Raw genomic sequence first — 18063 nt, 5'->3', positions numbered from 1 at the left:
GCTGGTTACCTGCGGCGCAACAGCCGATAGCTGAGGAAGCCGCCGGTGCCGATGGCAACGAAGAAGATGGCCCAGATCAGGGTGTTGCTGATGCCCACCGCCGGTGCGGTGTTGGCCGACGCGGCGGCGATCAGTCCGTCCTCGCCGGGCGCGGGCAGCACGGCGGGCGGCAGTTCGGCGTACCGCACCAGGCCGGTGCTCTCCAGCATCAGCATGTGGTCGCTGACGTACTTGTTGGTGGCGTTGGCCAGGTCGCGGATGACGTCGTTGCGGGTGCTGCCGCGGACCGCGGTGACGACCGGGAGGATCGAGCCGTGGGCGACCCGGAGCCGGGTGACGAAGATCTGGTCGAACCGGGCGCCGGTGGCGTCCTTCATCTCCTTCAGCCACTGCTGCTGCTGTGCGGACGGCACGGTCGGGATGGTCGCGCCGAGCTTGTTGGCGGCCTCCACGGTGAGTCGGTCCAGTTCCTCGTGCTGCCGGGCGATCTCCGCACCGACCTCGCGGACCACCGCCGACTGGCCCTTCTCGGCGGCCATCTGTCCGGCCGGCATCTCCCAGAGCCCGGCCAGGCGTACCCCGTCGAGCAGGGCCTGGTCGGCGGCGGCGAGTTGCTGGCCGGCGGGCGCGGCCACGGCGGCACCGGGATGCCAGACGAGAGCGGCGGCGATCGTGGTGAGCAGCACCGCCAGGCGACGGGACCGGGTGCCCTGCCGGCGACGAGCGGAATCCAGCGGTGCCATGTCTGCGGCGCCTCCTCGGACGAGAACCGGTCGACTACGTGACGGCGGCCTGACACGCCGGCCGCTCGTCCGCACAGTGGTACGGAATGAGTGGCCGATCAGTTCACCGGTTCCGAAACCGGTTCACGGTCTTGTCCGGTCGGGTCAGCCGACGTCGAGCGGGTCGGCCAGCAGCCGTTCGAAGGCGAGTTCGGCGGCGCCGACAAGCGGGGCGTCCTCGCCGAGTTTCGGCGTCCGCAGGCGTACGTGCTCCAGGCAGGCGGGCAGGCCGTTGGAGTTGAGCCGGCTGCGTACCTGGGCGGCGGCGGCCAGATAGAGGTCGCGCATGGTGCCGCCGAAGATGACCATCTCGGGGTTGAAGATGTTGACCAGGTTGGCGACACCGAAACCCAGCCAGTCGCCGGCCTGGCGTACCGCCGTCTGGGCCCGGGCGTCGCCACGGTCGGCGGCGTCGAAGACCGCGAGCATCGCCTCCCGGCCCCGGGCGTCGGAGCGCTCGGCGGCCCGCAGCAGCCCGTGCTCGCCGATCTCGGTCTCCCAGCAGCCCCGGTTGCCGCACTCGCAGCGCACCCCGTCGCGGCTGACCACCATGTGCCCGACCTCGCCGCTGTAGCCGCCGTGCCCGGTGAGGCGGCGGCCACCGGCGATGATCCCGGCGCCCACGCCGACGTCGCCGTAGAGATAGATGACGTTGTCGCAGCCGGCCGCCGCGCCCCGGGCGTGTTCGGCGAAGGCCGCCACGTCGGCGACGTTCCCCACGGTGACCGGGACGTCGACGCCGAGTTCGCTGCCGAGGGTGGTGCCGATCGGCTCGTCCACCCATCCGGTGGTCGGGCCGAGGCGGACCAGACCGTCGTCGCGGCGCACCATGCCGCAGACCGCCACCCCGGCCCCGACGCAGACCGCGTCCTGCGGCAGCCCGTGCCGCATCTCCTTCACCGCTCCGGCCAGCAGCGGGGCGGCCTCCGTCGCGGTCAACCCGCGCGGGCGGTCCAGTTCCCAACGGTCGAGCACCGCACCGCCCAGACCGACCCGCGCGGCCCGCAGCCGGTCCACCTCGATGCTGTACGCGTACGCGAAGACCCGGTCCGACTCGGGCCGGACGACCAGCGACGGTCGTCCGGCCCGGCCGGTCTCCTTCGGCGCCCCCTCGCTCACCAGTCCGGCGGCGGCGAGGTCGGCGGTGAGCGCGCCGATGGTGCTCCGGTTCAAGCCCAGCGTGTTCGTCAGCTCGGCGCGCGTGGTGGCGCCGTGCAGGTGCACGTAACGCAGCAGGGCACCGAGATTCTGCCGACGGATCTCGTCCTGGCTGGGTCCTACGCGCATCGAGGCTTGACTACTTTCGGTACAGCGGATCAGCGGTTGCCGGTGGCCGAGGCTCGTCGTCGCGACAACGCGTCGACACTCGCCGCGAGCAGCAGCACCACGCCGGTGACCACGAACTTCACGCCCGAGCTGTAGCCCATCAGCCCCATGCCATTGTCGATCACCGCCACCACGGCGCCACCGAGGACCGCGTCCAGGACGCGTCCCTTGCCACCGAAGAGGCTGGTACCACCGATCACCGCCGCCCCGACGGCGTACAGCAGCACGTTGCTGCCACCGGTGTTCGGGTCGACCGAGTTGGCCCGGCTCGCCGCCACGATGCCGCCGATCGCCGCCATCGTGGAGCAGATCACGAAGACCGAGATGCGGATCCGGTCCACGTTGATGCCGGCCCGGCGCGCGGCCTCCTTGTTGCCGCCGACCGCGTAGATGTGCCGGCCGTAGCTGGTGCGCTGGAGCACGAACGTCCAGGCCACGAGCAGGACGGCGATGATCGGCACCACGATCGGTACACCCTTGAGCGAGCTGATCAGCACGTTGCGGCTGCGCTCCAGGTTGAGTACGTAGACGGCGACGCCGAGGACCACGGCCAGGATGCCGATCCGGCCCAGCACCATGGCCAGCGGGTCGTTGATCAGGCCGCGTGCGGCACGCTTGCGGTACCGCAGCAACTGCACCGCGGCGAAGCCGGCGACCGCGAGCGCGGCCAGTGCCCAGCCGAGCGCCGGCGGCAGGTTGCGGTTGGCGATCGCCACCAGGACCGGGTCGCGGACCGAGATGTTCCGGCCCTCCTCCATCAGCAGCAGCACCACGCCCTGGAAGGCGAGGAAGCCGGCGAGGGTGACCACGAACGACGGGATGCCGACCTTGGCGACCAGGAAGCCCAGCGTGGTGCCGATGACCAGGCCGGTGAGCACGGCCGCGAGCACCGCCACGTACCAGGGGTACCCGAGGACGGTCACCACGTTGGCCAGCACCGCCGCGCAGACGCCGCTGGCGAAACCGGCGGAGAGGTCGATCTCGCCCAGCAGCAGGACGAAGACCAGCCCCATGGCGATCAACGTGACCGCCGCGCCCTGGGTGAACAGGTTGGCGAAGTTGCCCGCGGTGAGGAAGCTCGGACGCATGATCGAGAAGATCGTGCAGAGGACGAGCAGGCCGGCGACGGCGGGCAGCGCGCCGATGTCGCCGCCGCGTACCCGACGCCAGTAGCCGCGTACGTGACTGGCGACGGAGGGTGCCGGTGCCACGGCGGCCGGCCCGTCCTGCTTGACGGCGGTGGAACTCATGCCGACCCTCCGCTGCGCTGCGGGCCGGCCTCGGCCCGGAGTTGATGATTCGCTCGCTGCGGCTCGCTCATGCCAGCCCTCCTGTGTTGCTGCTGGCGGGTGCTCCACCGTTGCCGTTGGTGGCCGGTTCGGTGGCGAGCCCGAGCCCGCCGGAACGGCCTGCGGTGATCAGTTCGACGATCTGCGAGTGCGTGATGTCGGTGGTCCTCACCTGGGCGACCATCTGGCCGAGATAGAGCGCGGCGATCCGGTCGGAGACGGCGAAGACGTCGTTCATGTTGTGCGAGATGAGCACCACGGCCAGACCGTTGTCGGCCAGCCGGCGGACCAGTTCGAGCACCTGGGCGGTCTGTGCGACGCCGAGCGCGGCGGTCGGCTCGTCCAGGATCACCAGCTTGCTGTTCCAGAGCACCGCCTTGGCGATCGCCACGGTCTGGCGCTGGCCGCCGGAGAGGCTGGAGACGTGCTGGCGCAGCGACTTGACGGTGCGTACGGAGAGCCCGGCGAGGGTCTCCGCGGCCATCTGCTCCATCGTCGGCTCGTCCAGGACGATGCCGCTGCGCTTCTCCCGCCCGAGGAACATGTTCTGCACGATGTCGAGGTTGTCGCAGAGCGCGAGGTCCTGGTAGACGACCTCGATGCCGAGCGAGGCGGCGTCGCGGGGGCTGTTGATGTGCACCGGGCGGCCGTCGAAGACGAACTCCCCGGAGTCGGTGGGGTAGATGCCGCTGATGCACTTGACCAGGGTCGACTTGCCGGCGCCGTTGTCGCCGACGAGCGCGGTCACCTCGCCCGGGTAGGCGGCGAAGGCGACGTCGCGCAGGACCTGGACGGGACCGAAGCTCTTGTCGATCCCGCGTAGCTCCAGCAGTGGGGTCGCGGACACGGGGTTCTCCTTAGACACGGAGGGAGATCGGGACCCGTCCAGCGGCGTCGCGCCGCCCGGCACGGGGTTGCCGTGCCGGGCGGCGCCGCCTAGGCGGGTGGGTCAGCTGATGCCCGCTTCGGTGCAGAGCTTGGCGAAGTCGGGGGTGCAGACCTCTTCCTTGGTCACGTAGCCGTCGGCGATGACGTCCTTGACGTTCTCCTTGTAGATCGCCTTCGGGGTGAGCAGGACGCTGGCCACGTCCCGACCGCTCTCCGGGTCCTTGACCGTCTGGCCGGTCTCCTTGCGCTCGCCCTTGGCCAGCGCGATGGCCAGCTCGGAAGCGGCGTCCGCCTCCTGCTTGACGGCCTTGTAGACGGTCATGCACTGGTCACCGGCGAGGATGTTCTGCAGACCCTGCGGGTCGGCGTCCTGGCCGGTCACCGGGACCTTGCCGTTGAGGTTGTTCTTCTTGAGCACCGAGATGGCGGCGTTGCCCAGGCCGTCGTTCGCGCTCAGCACGCCGTCGATCTTGCCGCTGGCCTTGGTGAGCTGCTGCTCGAAGATGGTGGCGGCCTGCGCGTTGTCCCAGTCCGGCACCGAGTCGTCGGCGGCCTTGGTGTACTCGCCCGAGTCGAACTTCGGCTTGAGGACCGAGTCGTACCCGTTCTTGAACAGGGTCGCGTTGTTGTCGGTCGGCGAGCCGTTCAGGTACGCGATCGCCGGCTTCTCCACCTTGGCGTCGGTGAGGCACTTGACGAGGCCCTCGCCCTGGAGCTTGCCGACGGCCTCGTTGTCGAAGCTGACGTAGTACTCCGCCGAGCCGCCGAGGGTGAGGCGGTCGTAGTCGATGGTGGCGACGCCCTGCGACTTGGCCTTGTCGAGCACGGCCTTGCCGGTGCCGGAGTCCAGGTTGACGATCATCAGCGCGGTGACGCCGCTGGTGATCATCTGGTCGGCGATGGTCTGGAACGCGTTCTTGTCACCCTGGGCGTTCTGGATGTCGTACTGGACGCCGGCGGCCTTGAACGCCTCCTCCAGGAACTTGCGGTCCGCGCTCTCCCAGCGGACGGAGGACTTGCTGTCCGGCAGGATCACCCCGATCTTCGGGGTCTTGTCGGAACCGGCCTGGTTGCCGCCGGAGTCGTCGCCGCAGGCCGTCAGGGAGCCGAGGGTCAGGAGACCCACGGCGCCGACGGCGAGGAAGCCCTTGCGCATCTGCAGGGTCCTTTCGAGGGTGGGGGAAGGGTGTCGGTGTTTGTTTTGTTGTGTCCGGCAACGTATTGCGCCCCACACGCCAGCACAAGAGTGCGATCGCGATGAGTTTGTTGTCGGCGGTAACAATTCAGCAACGCCGACGACACCCGCCCGGTACGCGGCCGGGCGACGACGGATAAGTGGGCAGGTCGGGTGCGGTCAGCCGGTGGTCAGCGCGGCGGTGCTGGCCTCGGTGAGCGCCACGAGATCCGTGGGCGCCAATTCCACCTGGAGACCCCGGCGACCGGCCGACACGTACACGGTGGGATGCGCCAGGGCGGACTCGTCGATCACGGTGGGCAGCCGCTTGCGTTGGCCGAGCGGACTGATGCCGCCCCGCACGTACCCGGTGGTCCGCTCGGCCGCCGCGCGGTCGGCCAGCGCCGCCCGCTTGCCGCCCACGGCCGCGGCGAGGGCCTTGAGGTCCAACTCGCCGGTGACCGGCACCACCGCCACGGTCAGCGCGCCGTCGACCTCGGTGACCAGGGTCTTGAAGACCCGTTCCGGCGCGACCGCGAGCGCGGCGGCGACCACCGCGCCGTAGTTGGCGGCGTCCGGCGGGACGTCGTACGGGTGGGTGCGGTGCGTGATCCTCTGCTTCGCCAGCAGCGCGATCGCCGGCGTACCCCGTCCCGCCATGCCCGCCAACCTAGTCCTGCGCCCGGCGGGTCAGGTCACCGGCTGGCAGACCAGCACCGTCGGCGCTCCGGCGACCCGGGTCAGCACCAGGCTGGCCGGCTGGTCACCGGCCAACCGCAGGTCCCGCCGGAGCCGCTCCGGTTCCAGTGCGGAGCCCCGCTTGAGGATCTCCACCCGGCCGACCCGGCGTTCCCGCAGCAGCGCCCGCAGTCGCTTGAGCGAGAACGCCAGCACGTCGGTCACCTCCAGGCAGCGGGCGTACGGGGTGGGGGTGGCCCGGTCGGCATAGAGGTAGGCGATGCTCGGGTCGGCCAGCGTGGCGTCCAGGTCGGCGGCGAGCTCGGCGACCAGGTGTGCCCGTACCACCGCCGAATCCGGGTCGTAGACGAACCTGCGTACCGGCCCGACCGGCGCCTCCGCCGTCCCCCGCCCGGTGAGCTGATGCACGCGCACCCCATCGCCGGCATGTAAGGAGGGGACCCCTGCTATACACGAGGCGTTAGTAGGGGGCCCTTCCTTACACACGGTCGCGCGGCGGGGGTGTGCGGCGAGCGGGCCGCACCAGAGGGCCGCCTCCACCAGGTCGCCGTCGACGCCGACCCACTCGGCCTCGGCACCGGCCGGGATCAGAGCGTGGTCGAGACCCGGCGCCACCTTCACCACCGTGCGCGGCATCCGTTCGGCCAGCCCGACGACGAAGTCCCACGGCGGCGAGTACGCGTTCGGGTCGAAGACCCGGCGACCGGTACCGGCCCGGCGGCGGGCCGGATCGCAGAAGACCGCGTCGACCCGGGTCACGTCGAACGCGGTCGCGTCGCCACACTCGACGGTGACGAGGTCGGCCACCCCGGCAGCGAGAGCGTTCGCCTCGGCGAGCGCGGCGGTGAGCGGGTCGGCCTCCACCGCGTACACCCGGATGCCGGCACGGGCGGCGGCCAGCGCGTCGGCGCCCAACCCGCAGCCCAGGTCCGCCAGGGTGCCCACCCCGGCGGCCCGCAGTCGTCGGGCCCGACGGTCCGCCACGATCCGCCGGGTGGCCTGCTCCAGACCGGGCCGGGTGAAGAACATGGCGCCGGCCGCCGACCCGAACTTGCCGGTGGCGCGGCGGCGCAACTCCGCCTGGGTCAGTGCCGCCGCCGCCAGTCCGGCCGGCACCCCTGCCGCGCGGAGCGTGGCCGCCGCGTGCAGCGGGTCGCCGCCGGCCACCCGCCCCGCCGCGTCGAGCGCCGCCGACCCCTCGTCGGTACGCAACACGGCGAACTGCTCCAGATCCACCCGCCCATTGTCCGGGCCGCCACTCGTCCCCGCCCCGCCCGCCCCCGTCCCCGCCCCGACCGCCCCCGCCCCCGATCCGACCGCCCCCGCCCCGACGCCACCGCCCGGCGCTGGCCGACGCTGTCCGGTCCATGATCGTGCTCGATCCAGGATCGAGTGGTCTCGCAGTCGCCGGGATGCCACTCGATCCTGGATCGAGCGTGACCTTGACGCCGTTCGCGGCATCCCGTCCACCCGTCGGTCGTGCGGCAGCCCGCACCGTCGTCCTGCCGATCATGGAGTGGTGGCTCGGGCAATGCCCTGGATCGGGCGTTTCGTCGACCACAACTCCATGATCGACGGGCGACGGGCGACGGGCCGCGAGGCGACGGGGCGGCGGGGCGGCGGCGAGCGACGGGGCGGCGGCGAGCGACGGGGCCACGAGGTGGGGCGGCGGTGGCGGGGCGAGTCGCGGGTGGTGAAGCGTCGACTACGGCGGCGGGTGCTGGGTGGCAGCGCCAGCGTCAGTTACGGCGGCGGGTGCTGTGGGTGGCGAGAACGAGCGTCAGCGCCCGGGTGTGGGCGTGGGTGTGGGGGCGGTCAGCGGGTGGGGTGGTGGGTGTCGACGAAGGCGTGCCAGGCGGCCGGGGTGAAGGTGAGCGCCGGGCCGGTCGGGTCCTTGCTGTCGCGTACGGCGACGACGCCGGGCAGGTTGTCGGCTACCTCGACGCAGGCGCCGCCATTTTGATTGCTGCGGGAGGACTTGCGCCAGGCGGCACGGGTCAGGTCCATGAGTTCGCCACTTCCTCGATCAGGCGGGCGGACTGCCGGCGCGGCAGCGCCTCACCGGCCACAGTCTCCCAACGCCGTCCGAGGCTGGCAAGCTCGTTCGGGCTGTCCACGGTGTGCCCCCGGAGTTGGTTGTCCAGGTGGGCCACCTCGGTGCCGTCGGCGAGCCGGGCCAGGACGAACGGCCCGGCAAGTCCGCCGTACCACGGGGTCTCGGCCGGCACGATCCGTACCTGGACGTGCGAATGGTCGGCGAGGGCGCGCAGGTGCTCCAGTTGCTCGCGCATGGTCGTGCGCTCGCCCACCTGGCGACGCAGCGTCTGCTGATCGAGCACCGCGACGAGCTGTGGCGGCTCCTCGCGGGCGAGGATCTCCTGCCGTGCCATCCGGGCCAGCACCCGCTTCTCGATCTGCTCGTCGGTCAGCGGCGGCCCGGCCCGCAACATCGCCCGCGCGTACGCCTCGGTCTGGAGCAGGCCCGGCACCACCGCCGGGTCGTACCAGCGCAGCGCGACGGCCTGGCGCTCGATCTCGCCCCACGGTCGGAACCAGTCCGGCTCGGCGTGCAGCCGGATCAGCTCCAGTATCCCGACGAAGAGTCCGCCGGTCTCCAACACCTTGTCGAGCCGGGCCAGGTAGTCGGCGCTGAGCTGGTTCTGCCCGGTCTCCATCGCGCTCACCGCCGACGGGGAGTAGTTGACCATCTTGCCCAGTTCTTCCTGGCTGAGCCCGCGCATCTTGCGAGCCCGGCGCAGTTGGTCGCGCAGGAAACCCAGGGTTGGCATGTCCGCCATCTGTCCGCCCTCCGTCACGTAGTCGCGCCGGAGAGTAAGGATTGGTCGTTCGGGGCGGAAGCGAGTGTCGGCGTGTCGCGGTCAACCGTGGCGAACGGTGGAGAAAGAGTGGCGCAAGAGTGCGGAAAGAGTGGCGACACGGGGTGGCGGGTTGGCACTCTCCTTGACGGAGTGCTAGCCGAGGAATAACCTGCGATTAGCACTCTCACCCTGAGGGTGCCAACGTCCGGGCCCTGGTGCCCGGGGGTTGAACGCCAGGCGGACCGGCACCCGCGACGACGGTCCCGCCCGGTGGCATGTGGCAATTGACGCCGGTCGGCATGCCGATCGGTAACGAAACCAAGTACCCCAGGAGGGTATGCCCGTGACTACCGCGACCAAGGTTGCGATCAAGCCGCTCGAGGACCGCATCGTGGTCCAGGCGAACGAGGCCGAGACCACCACCGCCTCGGGCATCGTGATCCCCGACACCGCCAAGGAGAAGCCGCAGGAGGGCACCGTCCTCGCTGTCGGCCCGGGCCGGATCGACGACAAGGGCAACCGCGTGCCGATCGACGTCTCCGTCGGCGACACCGTCCTCTACTCGAAGTACGGCGGCACCGAGGTCAAGTACGCCGGCGAGGAGTACCTGGTGCTCTCCGCCCGCGACGTCCTCGCGGTCATCGAGAAGTAACCAACCGATCAGTGACGTTGCCCCGGTCCGGTTCGCCGGGCCGGGGCAACCTCGCGTCGAAGGGACATTCATGGCGAAGATCCTGAGCTTCTCGGACGACGCCCGGCACCTGCTGGAGCACGGTGTCAACGCGCTCGCGGACGCGGTCAAGGTCACCCTCGGGCCGCGCGGGCGCAACGTCGTCCTGGACAAGAAATTCGGTGCGCCGACGATCACCAACGATGGTGTGACCATCGCCAAGGAGATCGAGCTCACCAACCCGTACGAGAACCTCGGCGCGCAGTTGGTCAAGGAGGTGGCGACCAAGACCAACGACGTCGCCGGCGACGGGACCACCACCGCGACCGTGCTGGCCCAGGCCATGGTCCGCGAGGGTCTGCGCAATGTCACCGCGGGCGCCAACCCGGCTGGCCTCAAGCGGGGCGTTGACGCGGCCGCCGCGAAGGTCTCCGAGGCGCTGCTCGGCAAGGCCGTCGAGGTCGCCGACAAGAAGGCCGTGGCGCACGTCGCGACGGTCTCCGCGCAGGACGCCACCATCGGTGAGCTGATCGCCGAGGCGATGGAGCGGGTCGGCCGCGACGGTGTGATCACCGTCGAGGAGGGCTCCGCCCTGCACACCGAGCTGGACGTGACCGAGGGTCTCCAGTTCGACAAGGGCTTCATCTCGCCGAACTTCGTCACCGACGCGGAGTCGCAGGAGTCCGTCCTGGAGGACGCGTACATCCTGATCACCACGCAGAAGATCTCGGCGATCGAGGAGCTGCTGCCGCTGCTGGAGAAGGTCCTCCAGAACAACAAGCCGTTGCTGATCGTCGCCGAGGACGTCGAGGGCCAGGCCCTGTCCACCCTGGTGGTGAACGCGATCCGCAAGACCCTCAAGGTCTGCGCGGTCAAGGCTCCCGGCTTCGGTGACCGCCGCAAGGCGATGCTCCAGGACATGGCGATCCTGACCGGTGCCGAGCTGGTCGCGCCCGAGCTGGGCTACAAGCTCGACCAGGTCGGCCTGGAGGTGCTGGGCACCGCCCGGCGCATCGTGGTCGACAAGGAGAACACCACGATCGTCGACGGTGGCGGTCAGGGCACCGAGGTCACCGACCGGGTCGCCCAGATCCGCAAGGAGATCGAGGCGTCGGACTCCGAGTGGGACCGGGAGAAGCTCGCCGAGCGGCTGGCCAAGCTCTCCGGCGGCATCGCGGTGGTCAAGGTCGGCGCGGCCACCGAGGTCGAGATGAAGGAGCGCAAGCACCGCATCGAGGACGCCATCGCCGCGACCAAGGCTGCGGTCGAGGAGGGTACGGTCCCCGGCGGCGGTGCCGCCCTGGCCCAGATCCTGCCGGTGCTCGACGACGACCTGGGCTTCACCGGTGACGAGAAGGTCGGCGTCTCGATCGTGCGCAAGGCGCTGGTCGAGCCGCTGCGCTGGATCGCCCAGAACGCCGGCCACGACGGTTACGTGGTGGTGCAGAAGGTCATCGCCGCCGAGTGGGGCACCGGTCTCGACGCGGCCGTCGGCGAGTACGTCGACCTGGCCAAGGCGGGCATCATCGACCCGGTCAAGGTGACCCGTAACGCGGTCACCAACGCCGCGTCGATCGCCGGTCTGCTGCTCACCACCGAGAGCCTCGTGGTGGACAAGCCGAAGGAGGCGGAGCCCGCCGCCGGTGGCCACGGCCACGGGCACGGGCACGGCCACCAGCACGGCCCGGGTTTCTGACCCGAGGAGTACGTGGACGTGGGGCGCACCGTCGACGACGGTGCGCCCCACGTGTGTTCCGGCCCGGTCACACCGGGTCGAGGTGACTACCGGTCGGGCGTGCGGTCGGAAACACTGGACCGGTGAGCAGTACGACACCCCGGTACGCCGCCCTCGCCGGTATCGCCGCCGCAACGGCGGCCATCGGTGCCGCCGAGGTCGTGGCGGTGCTGACCGGCCCCCGTTCCGCCCCACTGGTGGCGGTCGGTGGGCTGGTCGTGGACGCCGCCCCCGAGCCGGTGAAGCGGTTCGGCATCGCGGTCTTCGGCACGTACGACAAGATCGCCCTGTTGGTCGGGACGGCGGTGCTGCTGGCCGGTTTCGCCGCCCTGTTGGGCGTGCTGGCCGTACGCCGCCTGGTGGTCGGCCTGGCCGGCATCGCGGCGTTCGCCGCTCTCGGTGCCGGGGCGGCGCTGACCCGGGCCGGCGCGGACGGCCTGGACGCGGTGCCGTCGCTGGTCGGCGCGCTGGTCGGCGGCGTGACGCTCTGGGCGTTCGTCGCCGGTCCGCTGGAACTCGATCCGTGGCCCTGGTCCCCGCCGACGGGCGAGCGCGCGCCCGCGCCGGACGGGGCAGGGCCGCAGCACCCACCCGAGCCGGACGGGACGGGTCCGCAGCGGCGGACCGATCCGGAGTCGCGGCGGCGCTTCCTCACCGGTGTCGGCGGGGTGCTCGGGGTGGCCGTCGTCGGCGGGGCGGCCGGACGGTGGTGGGCCGGTCAACGGGGTGTCTCCGACGCGCGGGCGGCGATCAGCCTGCCCGCCCCGGTCTCCGCCGCGCCGCCGCTGCCCGCCGGTGTCGACCTGGAGGTGCCGGGCCTGGCGCGGTACGTCACCGAGAACCGGCGCTTCTATCGCATCGACACCGCGCTCGTGGTGCCGCAGGTGGATCCGGAGACGTGGCGGCTGCGCATCCACGGCCGGGTGCGCAATCCGGTGACGCTGAGCTTCGCGGACCTGTTGGCCCGGCCGATGGTGGAGCGGTACGTCACGCTGGCCTGCGTCTCCAACGAGGTCGGCGGCGATCTGATCGGCAACGCGCGGTGGCTCGGCGTACCGATCCGGGAGCTGCTCGACGAGGTGCAGCCGCTCGACGGCGCGGACCAGGTGGTCGGGCGCTCGGTGGACGGCTGGACCTGCGGCACCCCGACGGCGGTGCTGCGGGACGGGCGGGACGCGTTGCTCGCCGTCGGTATGAACGGCGAGCCGCTGCCGGTGGCGCACGGATTCCCGGCCCGGATGGTGGTGCCCGGCCTCTACGGGTACGTGTCGGCGTGCAAGTGGATCACCGAGCTGGAGCTGACCAGCTTCGCCGACTTCGACGCGTACTGGGTGCCCCGGGGCTGGTCGGCCGAGGGGCCGGTGAAGACGCAGTCGCGGATCGACACGCCCCGCCCGCGTAACCGTCCCGCCGCCGGCCCGGTTACCGTGGCCGGGGTCGCGTGGGCGCAGCACCGGGGCGTACGCCGGGTCGAGGTCCGCGTCGACGGCGGACCCTGGCAGGAGGCGGAGCTGGCGCCGACGGCCTCGGTGGACACCTGGGTGCAGTGGTCCTGGCGGTGGGAGGCGACGCCCGGCGAGCACACGCTCCAGGTGCGGGCGACGGACAGCACCGGCGAGACGCAGACCGGGCAGCGGCAGGACGTGGCGCCGGACGGCGCGACGGGTTGGCACTCGGTCACCCTGACGGTCGAGTGACGCACAGACCGACGCCGCGCTTCCGGGGGGCGGGAGCGCGGCGTCGGGGGCGTTGGGTCAGGCGACGTTGCGTTGGGGCGGGAGGGCCGCCCGGTGGGAGCTGCCCAGACGGGCTTCCAACCGGTTGACGTCGACCCGGGTCTGCCGACGGTCGGCGAGGTCCTCCCAGCCGACCGCGAGCAGGCGCAGGCGCTCCGACTCGCTGAATCCACCCCACACGCCGTACGGCTCCCGCACCGCCAACGCGTGCGCGGCGCACTCGGCGCGTACCGGGCAGGCGCGGCAGACGTTCTTGGCGGAGGACTCCCGCCGGAGCCGGGAGGATCCGCGCTCGCCGTCGGGGTGGAAGAACTGTGCGCTGTCGCGGCCACGACAGGAGCCGAGGCGCTGCCAGTCCCACAGGTCGATGATCGGTCCGGGCAGTCTACGTACGTTCGACATCTGCACCCCTCCTCTCGCGCGGCACCGCGAGATACTTCGTGGCCGGCTGTCCGGGCGGCGGGCCGCGCAGGCGCACCGTTCCCGGCCTGAGCCCCTCGTTACCCAGCCCCTTCTCGGCTCACACGTGTGTGATCGAAAACGTTTGCCGAATTGGGGCATATGCCCTATCTGTCGGAAAAGTTGGAAGAGTTGCCGGGAACCTCCTCCCGACCCCACCCCGTCATGGTCTGCTCGTGTGCGGAGAGGAGATCACAGTGCGTACGGTTCTCGTGTGCGTTCGGACGCCGCTCGCGGCGCAGCACCTGACCTCAGCGGCAGCGCGGCTGGGGCTGTCGGGTGCGGTCCGGACGGCGGTCTCCGATCCGGAGGTGATGCTCCGGCTCGCCGAGCGCCCCGCCGACGTGGTGCTCGCCGACACCGCCATCACCCGGCCCGACAGTGCCGGTTTCGTCCGGCGGGTCCTGGCCCGCGCGCCGCAGGCCAGCGTGTTGCTGCTCGGCGCGGAGGAGTCCGAGGCGGCGGCGGCGACCATCAGCGCCGGTGCGCGCGGCCTGATCCAGGGCGTGGACCACGATCTCACCAGCGCGGTCGCCAAGGCGCTGCTGCTGCTGGCCGCCTCCGGCCGGGCCAACCGGCCCCGGATCGCCGACCCGGCACGGGACACCGCCGCCGTCGGTGGCTCCGGCCGCCCGGCCCCCGGTGCCCGGCCCACCACCGGCGAGGCCGCGTCGGCCTGGCCGGGCGGTGACGCGGCCGGCGGCCCGGCGATGGTGCCGGTGCAGCGCGGTGACGACCCGGCCGAGCCGGACGCCGCTCCCGAGTCCGGCAAGGCCGTTCCGGCGCGGGCCGACCGGTCCACCGTGGGCCTCACCGAACGGGAACTCCAGGTGCTGCTCGGCATGGCCGAGGGCAAGAGCAACGCCGAGATCGGCCGCGAGCTGTTCGTCTCCGAGGACACCGTGAAGACCCACGCCCGGCGGCTGTTCCGCAAGCTGGGCGCCCGGGACCGGGCGCACGCGGTGGCCGCCGGTTTCCGGGCTGGCCTGGTCGCCTGACACCGACTGGTTAGCAGGGGCCCCCTGCTAACGCCTGGTGTATAGGAAGGGCCCCCTCCTTACCGGCCATCGGACGGCGGCTGCGGCCCGGCGGCAGGCGGCGGGCGGGGGTCAGTCCCGGCCGGTGGAGTCGTCCTCGGTGCCCTCGCTGAGGGTGTCGTGCACGCCGTCGGCGTACCCCCGGGCGTAGTCCCAGGTGACGTAGTGGTCCGGGTCCGGGTCGTAGGCCGGCTCGTGCACCCGGGGGCGGCCGGAGCTGAGCAGGTGACGCAGGTTGCCCCGGAGCAGGTCCCAGTCGAAGTAGTGCGGTTCCCGGCAGTCCTCACACTCGATGACGAGCCCGCGTACGCCGATCGGCGCCAGCAACGCCTGGTAGATCTCCAGGTCGGCGAGGTCTTCCAGCACGTCCTGGCGTTCGACGTCGGTCAGCGGATCCAGCGGGGCGTCGCGACCGGGACCCTCCAGATCGGCCGACGGATCGGTCGGATCGCCGGTGAACGGGTCGATGGGCTCGTCGTGCACCCCCTCACCGTAGACCCAAGGCACGTCGGACGCCTGTCCCCCTTCGCGCAAGCCGACGTACCCCGGTGGGGGCGTCGCCACCTCGCCGCGCGGGCCGCCGGACGCGGGCACCACCCCGGCCACTGGGTACGATGGCCCTGACGCACCCTCGCCCGGCGCTCGCCGGTGCCCACCCGTGCCACCTCGCTGAAGCCCCGTTCGACCAGCTCAGGAGAGCAATCGTGGAGAATTCGCCCCGTTCCGACCTTTTCGCCGGCGCCGAGGGTGGCGAGCTGAGCGGCCATCTGCCCGAGCTGCCGGCCGGCTCCGCCCGGGTGGTGCCGCTGGGGCTGACCTTCGACGACGTGTTGCTCCAACCCGGCGAGTCGGACGTGGTGCCCAGTCGGGTGAACACCGTCACTCGACTGACCCGCAACGTGACGCTCTCCATCCCGCTGCTCTCCAGCGCGATGGACACCGTCACCGAGGCGCGGATGGCGATCGCCATGGCCCGTCAGGGCGGCATCGGCGTGCTGCACCGCAACCTCTCGGTCGAGGACCAGGCGCTCCAGGTCGACCTGGTCAAGCGCTCCGAGTCCGGCATGATCACCAACCCGGTGACCGCCAGCCCGGACGACACGCTGCGCGAGGTGGACCAGCTCTGCGGGCGCTACCGCATCTCCGGTGTGCCTGTGGTGGACGGGCAGGGCCAGCTCGTGGGCATCGTCACCAACCGCGACATGCGCTTCGTCTCCGACCCGGCCACCCCGGTGCGCGACATCATGACCCGCGCGCCGCTGGTCACCGCGCCGGTCGGGGTGAGCAAGGAGGACGCGCTCGACCTGCTGCGCCAGCACAAGGTGGAGAAGCTGCCGATCGTCGACGGCTCCGGCAAGCTGCGCGGGCTGATCACCGTCAAGGACTTCACCAAGAGCGAGCAGTACCCGAGCGCCACCAAGGACGACGCGGGCCGGCTGCGGGTGGCCGCCGCGATCGGCGTGGGCGAGGACTCGTACAAGCGGGCCCGCGCGCTCGTCGACGCCGGGGTCGACGTGATCATCGTGGACACCGCGCACGGGCACCAGCGGGCCGTGCTGGAGATGGTCAGCCGGCTCAAGAAGGACGTGGCGATCGACATCGTCGGCGGCAACGTGGCGACCTACGCCGGGGCGAAGGCCCTGGTCGACGCCGGTGCCGACGGCGTCAAGGTGGGTGTCGGCCCCGGTGCCATCTGCACCACCCGGATCGTGGCCGGCGTCGGCGTGCCGCAGATCACGGCGATCATGGAGGCCGCCCGGGCCGCCCGTCCGGCCGGTGTGCCGGTGATCGGTGACGGCGGCATTCAATACTCCGGCGACATCGCCAAGGCGCTGGTCTCCGGCGCCGACACGGTGATGCTCGGCAGCCTGCTGGCCGGCTGCGAGGAGAGCCCGGGTGAGCTGATCTTCGTCAACGGCAAGCAGTTCAAGGCGTACCGCGGCATGGGCTCGCTCGGTGCCATGCAGTCCCGGGGCCAGGCCAAGTCGTACTCCAAGGACCGCTACTTCCAGCAGGACGTGACCAGCGACGAGAAGTTGGTGCCGGAGGGCGTCGAGGGCCAGGTTCCCTACCGTGGACCGCTCGCCCGGGTGGCCCACCAGCTCGTCGGCGGCCTGCGGCTGGCGATGGGGTACGCGGGCGCGGAGAGCATCTCCGAGCTGCACGAGCGCGGTCAGCTCATCCGGATCACGGCGGCCGGGCTCAAGGAGAGCCACCCGCACGACATCCAGATGACCGTCGAGGCGCCCAACTACCACACCCGCTGATCACCCCCTCCACCCCCGAGACATCTGGAGTCCCCATGCGTGACGTGGTCGAGATCGGGCTGGGCAAGACCGCGCAGCGCGGCTACCACCTGGACGACATCGCGATCGTGCCGAGCCGCCGCACCCGGGACGTCGACGACGTCTCCACCGGCTGGCAGCTCGACGCGTACCAGTTCGGCATCCCCTGTGTCGGGCACCCCTCGGACGCGACGATGAGCCCGGCCTCGGCGGTCCGGCTCGGCGAACTGGGCGGTCTCGGCGTGCTCAACGTCGAGGGGCTGTGGACGCGGTACGAGAACCCGGCCAAGGTGCTGGAGGAGCTGTCCGACCTGGGCGAGGACGCCCGCGCCACCAAGCGCCTCCAGGAGGTGTACGCCGAGCCGATCCGCCCCGACCTGATCACCGAGCGGGTCCGCGAGCTGCGGGAGGGCGGCAGCACGGTGGCCGTCCGGGTGTCCCCGCAGCACACCCTGGCGTTGGCTCCGGTCATCCTCGACGCGGGCGTCGACCTCCTGGTCATCCAGGGCACGATCGTCTCGGCCGAGCACGTCTCGACCACCGACGAACCGCTCAACCTCAAGGAGTTCATCGCCGACCTCGACCTGCCGGTCATCGTCGGCGGTTGCACCGACTACAAGACCGCGCTGCACCTGATGCGGACCGGTGCGGCGGGTGTGATCGTCGGCATCGGCGGGGACGAGTGGTCCACCACCGAGTCGGTGCTCGGCATCCGGGTGCCGATGGCCACCGCGATCGCCGACGCCGCCGCGGCCCGCCGGGACTACCTGGACGAGACGGGTGGCCGGTACGTGCACCTGATCGCCGACGGCGACATCCGTACCTCCGGCGACATCGCCAAGGCGCTCGGGTGCGGGGCGGACGCGGTGATGCTCGGCGAGCCGCTGTCGCTCTGCGCCGAGGCGCCGGCCGGCGGTGCCTGGTGGCACTCGGCGGCCAGCCACCCGTCGCTGCCCCGAGGTGCGTTCGAGGTCGCCGGTGAGCCGCTGGGCTCGATGGAGCGCCTGCTGTTCGGCCCCGCCGACGAGCCCGACGGCCAACTGAACCTCTTCGGTGGCCTGCGCCGGGCCATGGCTAAGTGCGGCTACCGCGACCTCAAGGAGTTCCAGCGCGTCGGCCTGGTCCTCGACCGCTGACCCCACCCGTCACCCCGTCGTCCCCGGT

General features: G+C 71.6%; 17 protein-coding genes. 6 read left to right on the top strand and 11 right to left on the bottom strand.

The genetic code is table 11. The features are described from left to right. Nucleotides 1–5: 5 nt before the first annotated feature. The 9 genes from HUT12_RS28025 to HUT12_RS27985 all read right to left on the bottom strand — a co-directional run bounded on the left by HUT12_RS28025 (nt 6) and on the right by HUT12_RS27985 (nt 8956). A complete protein-coding gene (locus HUT12_RS28025) occupies nt 6–743 on the bottom strand; it encodes a DUF4142 domain-containing protein (RefSeq protein WP_176095214.1) in 738 nt (245 codons plus the stop codon). Between the two features lie 144 nt (nt 744–887). After that, nucleotides 888–2069 carry an ROK family transcriptional regulator gene (locus HUT12_RS28020; RefSeq protein ID WP_131054918.1) on the bottom strand — a complete coding sequence of 394 codons (1182 nt, stop codon included), beginning with the start codon at nt 2067–2069 and terminating at the stop codon, nt 888–890. Between the two features lie 29 nt (nt 2070–2098). Next, nucleotides 2099–3358, bottom strand: coding sequence for a sugar ABC transporter permease (locus HUT12_RS28015; protein ID WP_176095213.1), 1260 nt, complete (start codon nt 3356–3358; stop codon nt 2099–2101). A gap of 67 nt (nt 3359–3425) precedes the next feature. Then, the gene (locus HUT12_RS28010) at nt 3426–4244 is read right to left on the bottom strand and encodes an ATP-binding cassette domain-containing protein (protein WP_131054916.1); all 819 of its coding nucleotides are present in this window, start codon (nt 4242–4244) and stop codon (nt 3426–3428) included. Between the two features lie 102 nt (nt 4245–4346). Continuing rightward, on the bottom strand, nt 4347–5441 hold the full coding sequence (locus tag HUT12_RS28005; protein WP_131054915.1) for a sugar ABC transporter substrate-binding protein: 1095 nt from the start codon (nt 5439–5441) through the stop codon (nt 4347–4349). Nucleotides 5442–5639: 198 nt separating this feature from the next. Further along, entirely contained in the window at nt 5640–6119 is a 480-nt protein-coding gene (gene ybaK / locus HUT12_RS28000) for a Cys-tRNA(Pro) deacylase (RefSeq protein ID WP_176095212.1), read from the bottom strand. Nucleotides 6120–6149: 30 nt separating this feature from the next. Then, complete coding sequence (locus tag HUT12_RS27995) at nt 6150–7394, bottom strand: methyltransferase domain-containing protein (RefSeq protein ID WP_176095211.1); 1245 nt, start codon at nt 7392–7394, stop codon at nt 6150–6152. A gap of 579 nt (nt 7395–7973) precedes the next feature. After that, on the bottom strand, nt 7974–8165 hold the full coding sequence (locus HUT12_RS27990) for a DUF397 domain-containing protein (protein ID WP_176095210.1): 192 nt from the start codon (nt 8163–8165) through the stop codon (nt 7974–7976). Further along, nucleotides 8156–8956: a helix-turn-helix transcriptional regulator gene (locus HUT12_RS27985; RefSeq protein ID WP_254876976.1), complete on the bottom strand. Its 801-nt coding sequence runs from the start codon at nt 8954–8956 to the stop codon at nt 8156–8158. Before HUT12_RS27985 ends, HUT12_RS27990 begins: the two co-directional genes overlap by 10 nt. Before the next feature lie 358 nt (nt 8957–9314). Here HUT12_RS27985 and groES point away from each other — a divergent pair, with 358 nt between their 5' ends. The 3 genes from groES to HUT12_RS27970 all read left to right on the top strand — a co-directional run bounded on the left by groES (nt 9315) and on the right by HUT12_RS27970 (nt 13079). Beyond that, a complete protein-coding gene (gene groES / locus HUT12_RS27980; protein ID WP_089155197.1) occupies nt 9315–9629 on the top strand; it encodes a co-chaperone GroES in 315 nt (104 codons plus the stop codon). Between the two features lie 70 nt (nt 9630–9699). Beyond that, a complete protein-coding gene (gene groL / locus HUT12_RS27975; protein WP_176095209.1) occupies nt 9700–11343 on the top strand; it encodes a chaperonin GroEL in 1644 nt (547 codons plus the stop codon). Between the two features lie 122 nt (nt 11344–11465). Next, nucleotides 11466–13079 carry a molybdopterin-dependent oxidoreductase gene (locus HUT12_RS27970; protein WP_176095208.1) on the top strand — a complete coding sequence of 538 codons (1614 nt, stop codon included), beginning with the start codon at nt 11466–11468 and terminating at the stop codon, nt 13077–13079. 57 nt (nt 13080–13136) lie between these two features. Here the strand turns inward: HUT12_RS27970 and HUT12_RS27965 are convergent, their stop codons facing one another. Then, nucleotides 13137–13520 carry a WhiB family transcriptional regulator gene (locus HUT12_RS27965; RefSeq protein ID WP_131057755.1) on the bottom strand — a complete coding sequence of 128 codons (384 nt, stop codon included), beginning with the start codon at nt 13518–13520 and terminating at the stop codon, nt 13137–13139. 254 nt (nt 13521–13774) lie between these two features. Here HUT12_RS27965 and HUT12_RS27960 point away from each other — a divergent pair, with 254 nt between their 5' ends. Continuing rightward, nucleotides 13775–14575 carry a helix-turn-helix transcriptional regulator gene (locus tag HUT12_RS27960; RefSeq protein ID WP_176095207.1) on the top strand — a complete coding sequence of 267 codons (801 nt, stop codon included), beginning with the start codon at nt 13775–13777 and terminating at the stop codon, nt 14573–14575. 111 nt (nt 14576–14686) lie between these two features. Here HUT12_RS27960 and HUT12_RS27955 read toward each other — a convergent pair whose 3' ends face one another. Further along, nucleotides 14687–15097, bottom strand: a complete 411-nt coding sequence (locus HUT12_RS27955) for a DUF5319 domain-containing protein (protein WP_131053299.1) — start codon at nt 15095–15097, stop codon at nt 14687–14689. A 221-nt stretch (nt 15098–15318) separates the two neighbouring features. Between HUT12_RS27955 and guaB the strand changes: the two genes are divergently transcribed. Together guaB and HUT12_RS27945 are read left to right on the top strand one after the other, a co-directional pair. Further along, nucleotides 15319–16881, top strand: coding sequence for an IMP dehydrogenase (guaB, locus tag HUT12_RS27950; protein WP_176095206.1), 1563 nt, complete (start codon nt 15319–15321; stop codon nt 16879–16881). A gap of 35 nt (nt 16882–16916) precedes the next feature. After that, nucleotides 16917–18035 (top strand): GuaB3 family IMP dehydrogenase-related protein, encoded by a 1119-nt coding sequence (locus HUT12_RS27945; RefSeq protein WP_131053297.1) that lies wholly within the window; start codon nt 16917–16919, stop codon nt 18033–18035. Nucleotides 18036–18063 lie beyond the last annotated feature (28 nt).

The sequence above is a fragment of the Verrucosispora sp. NA02020 genome (genome assembly GCF_013364215.1).
Classification (GTDB): domain Bacteria; phylum Actinomycetota; class Actinomycetes; order Mycobacteriales; family Micromonosporaceae; genus Micromonospora.
Note: the sequence above shows the minus strand (reverse complement) of the source record. Positions and strands in the feature narration are given on the sequence as shown.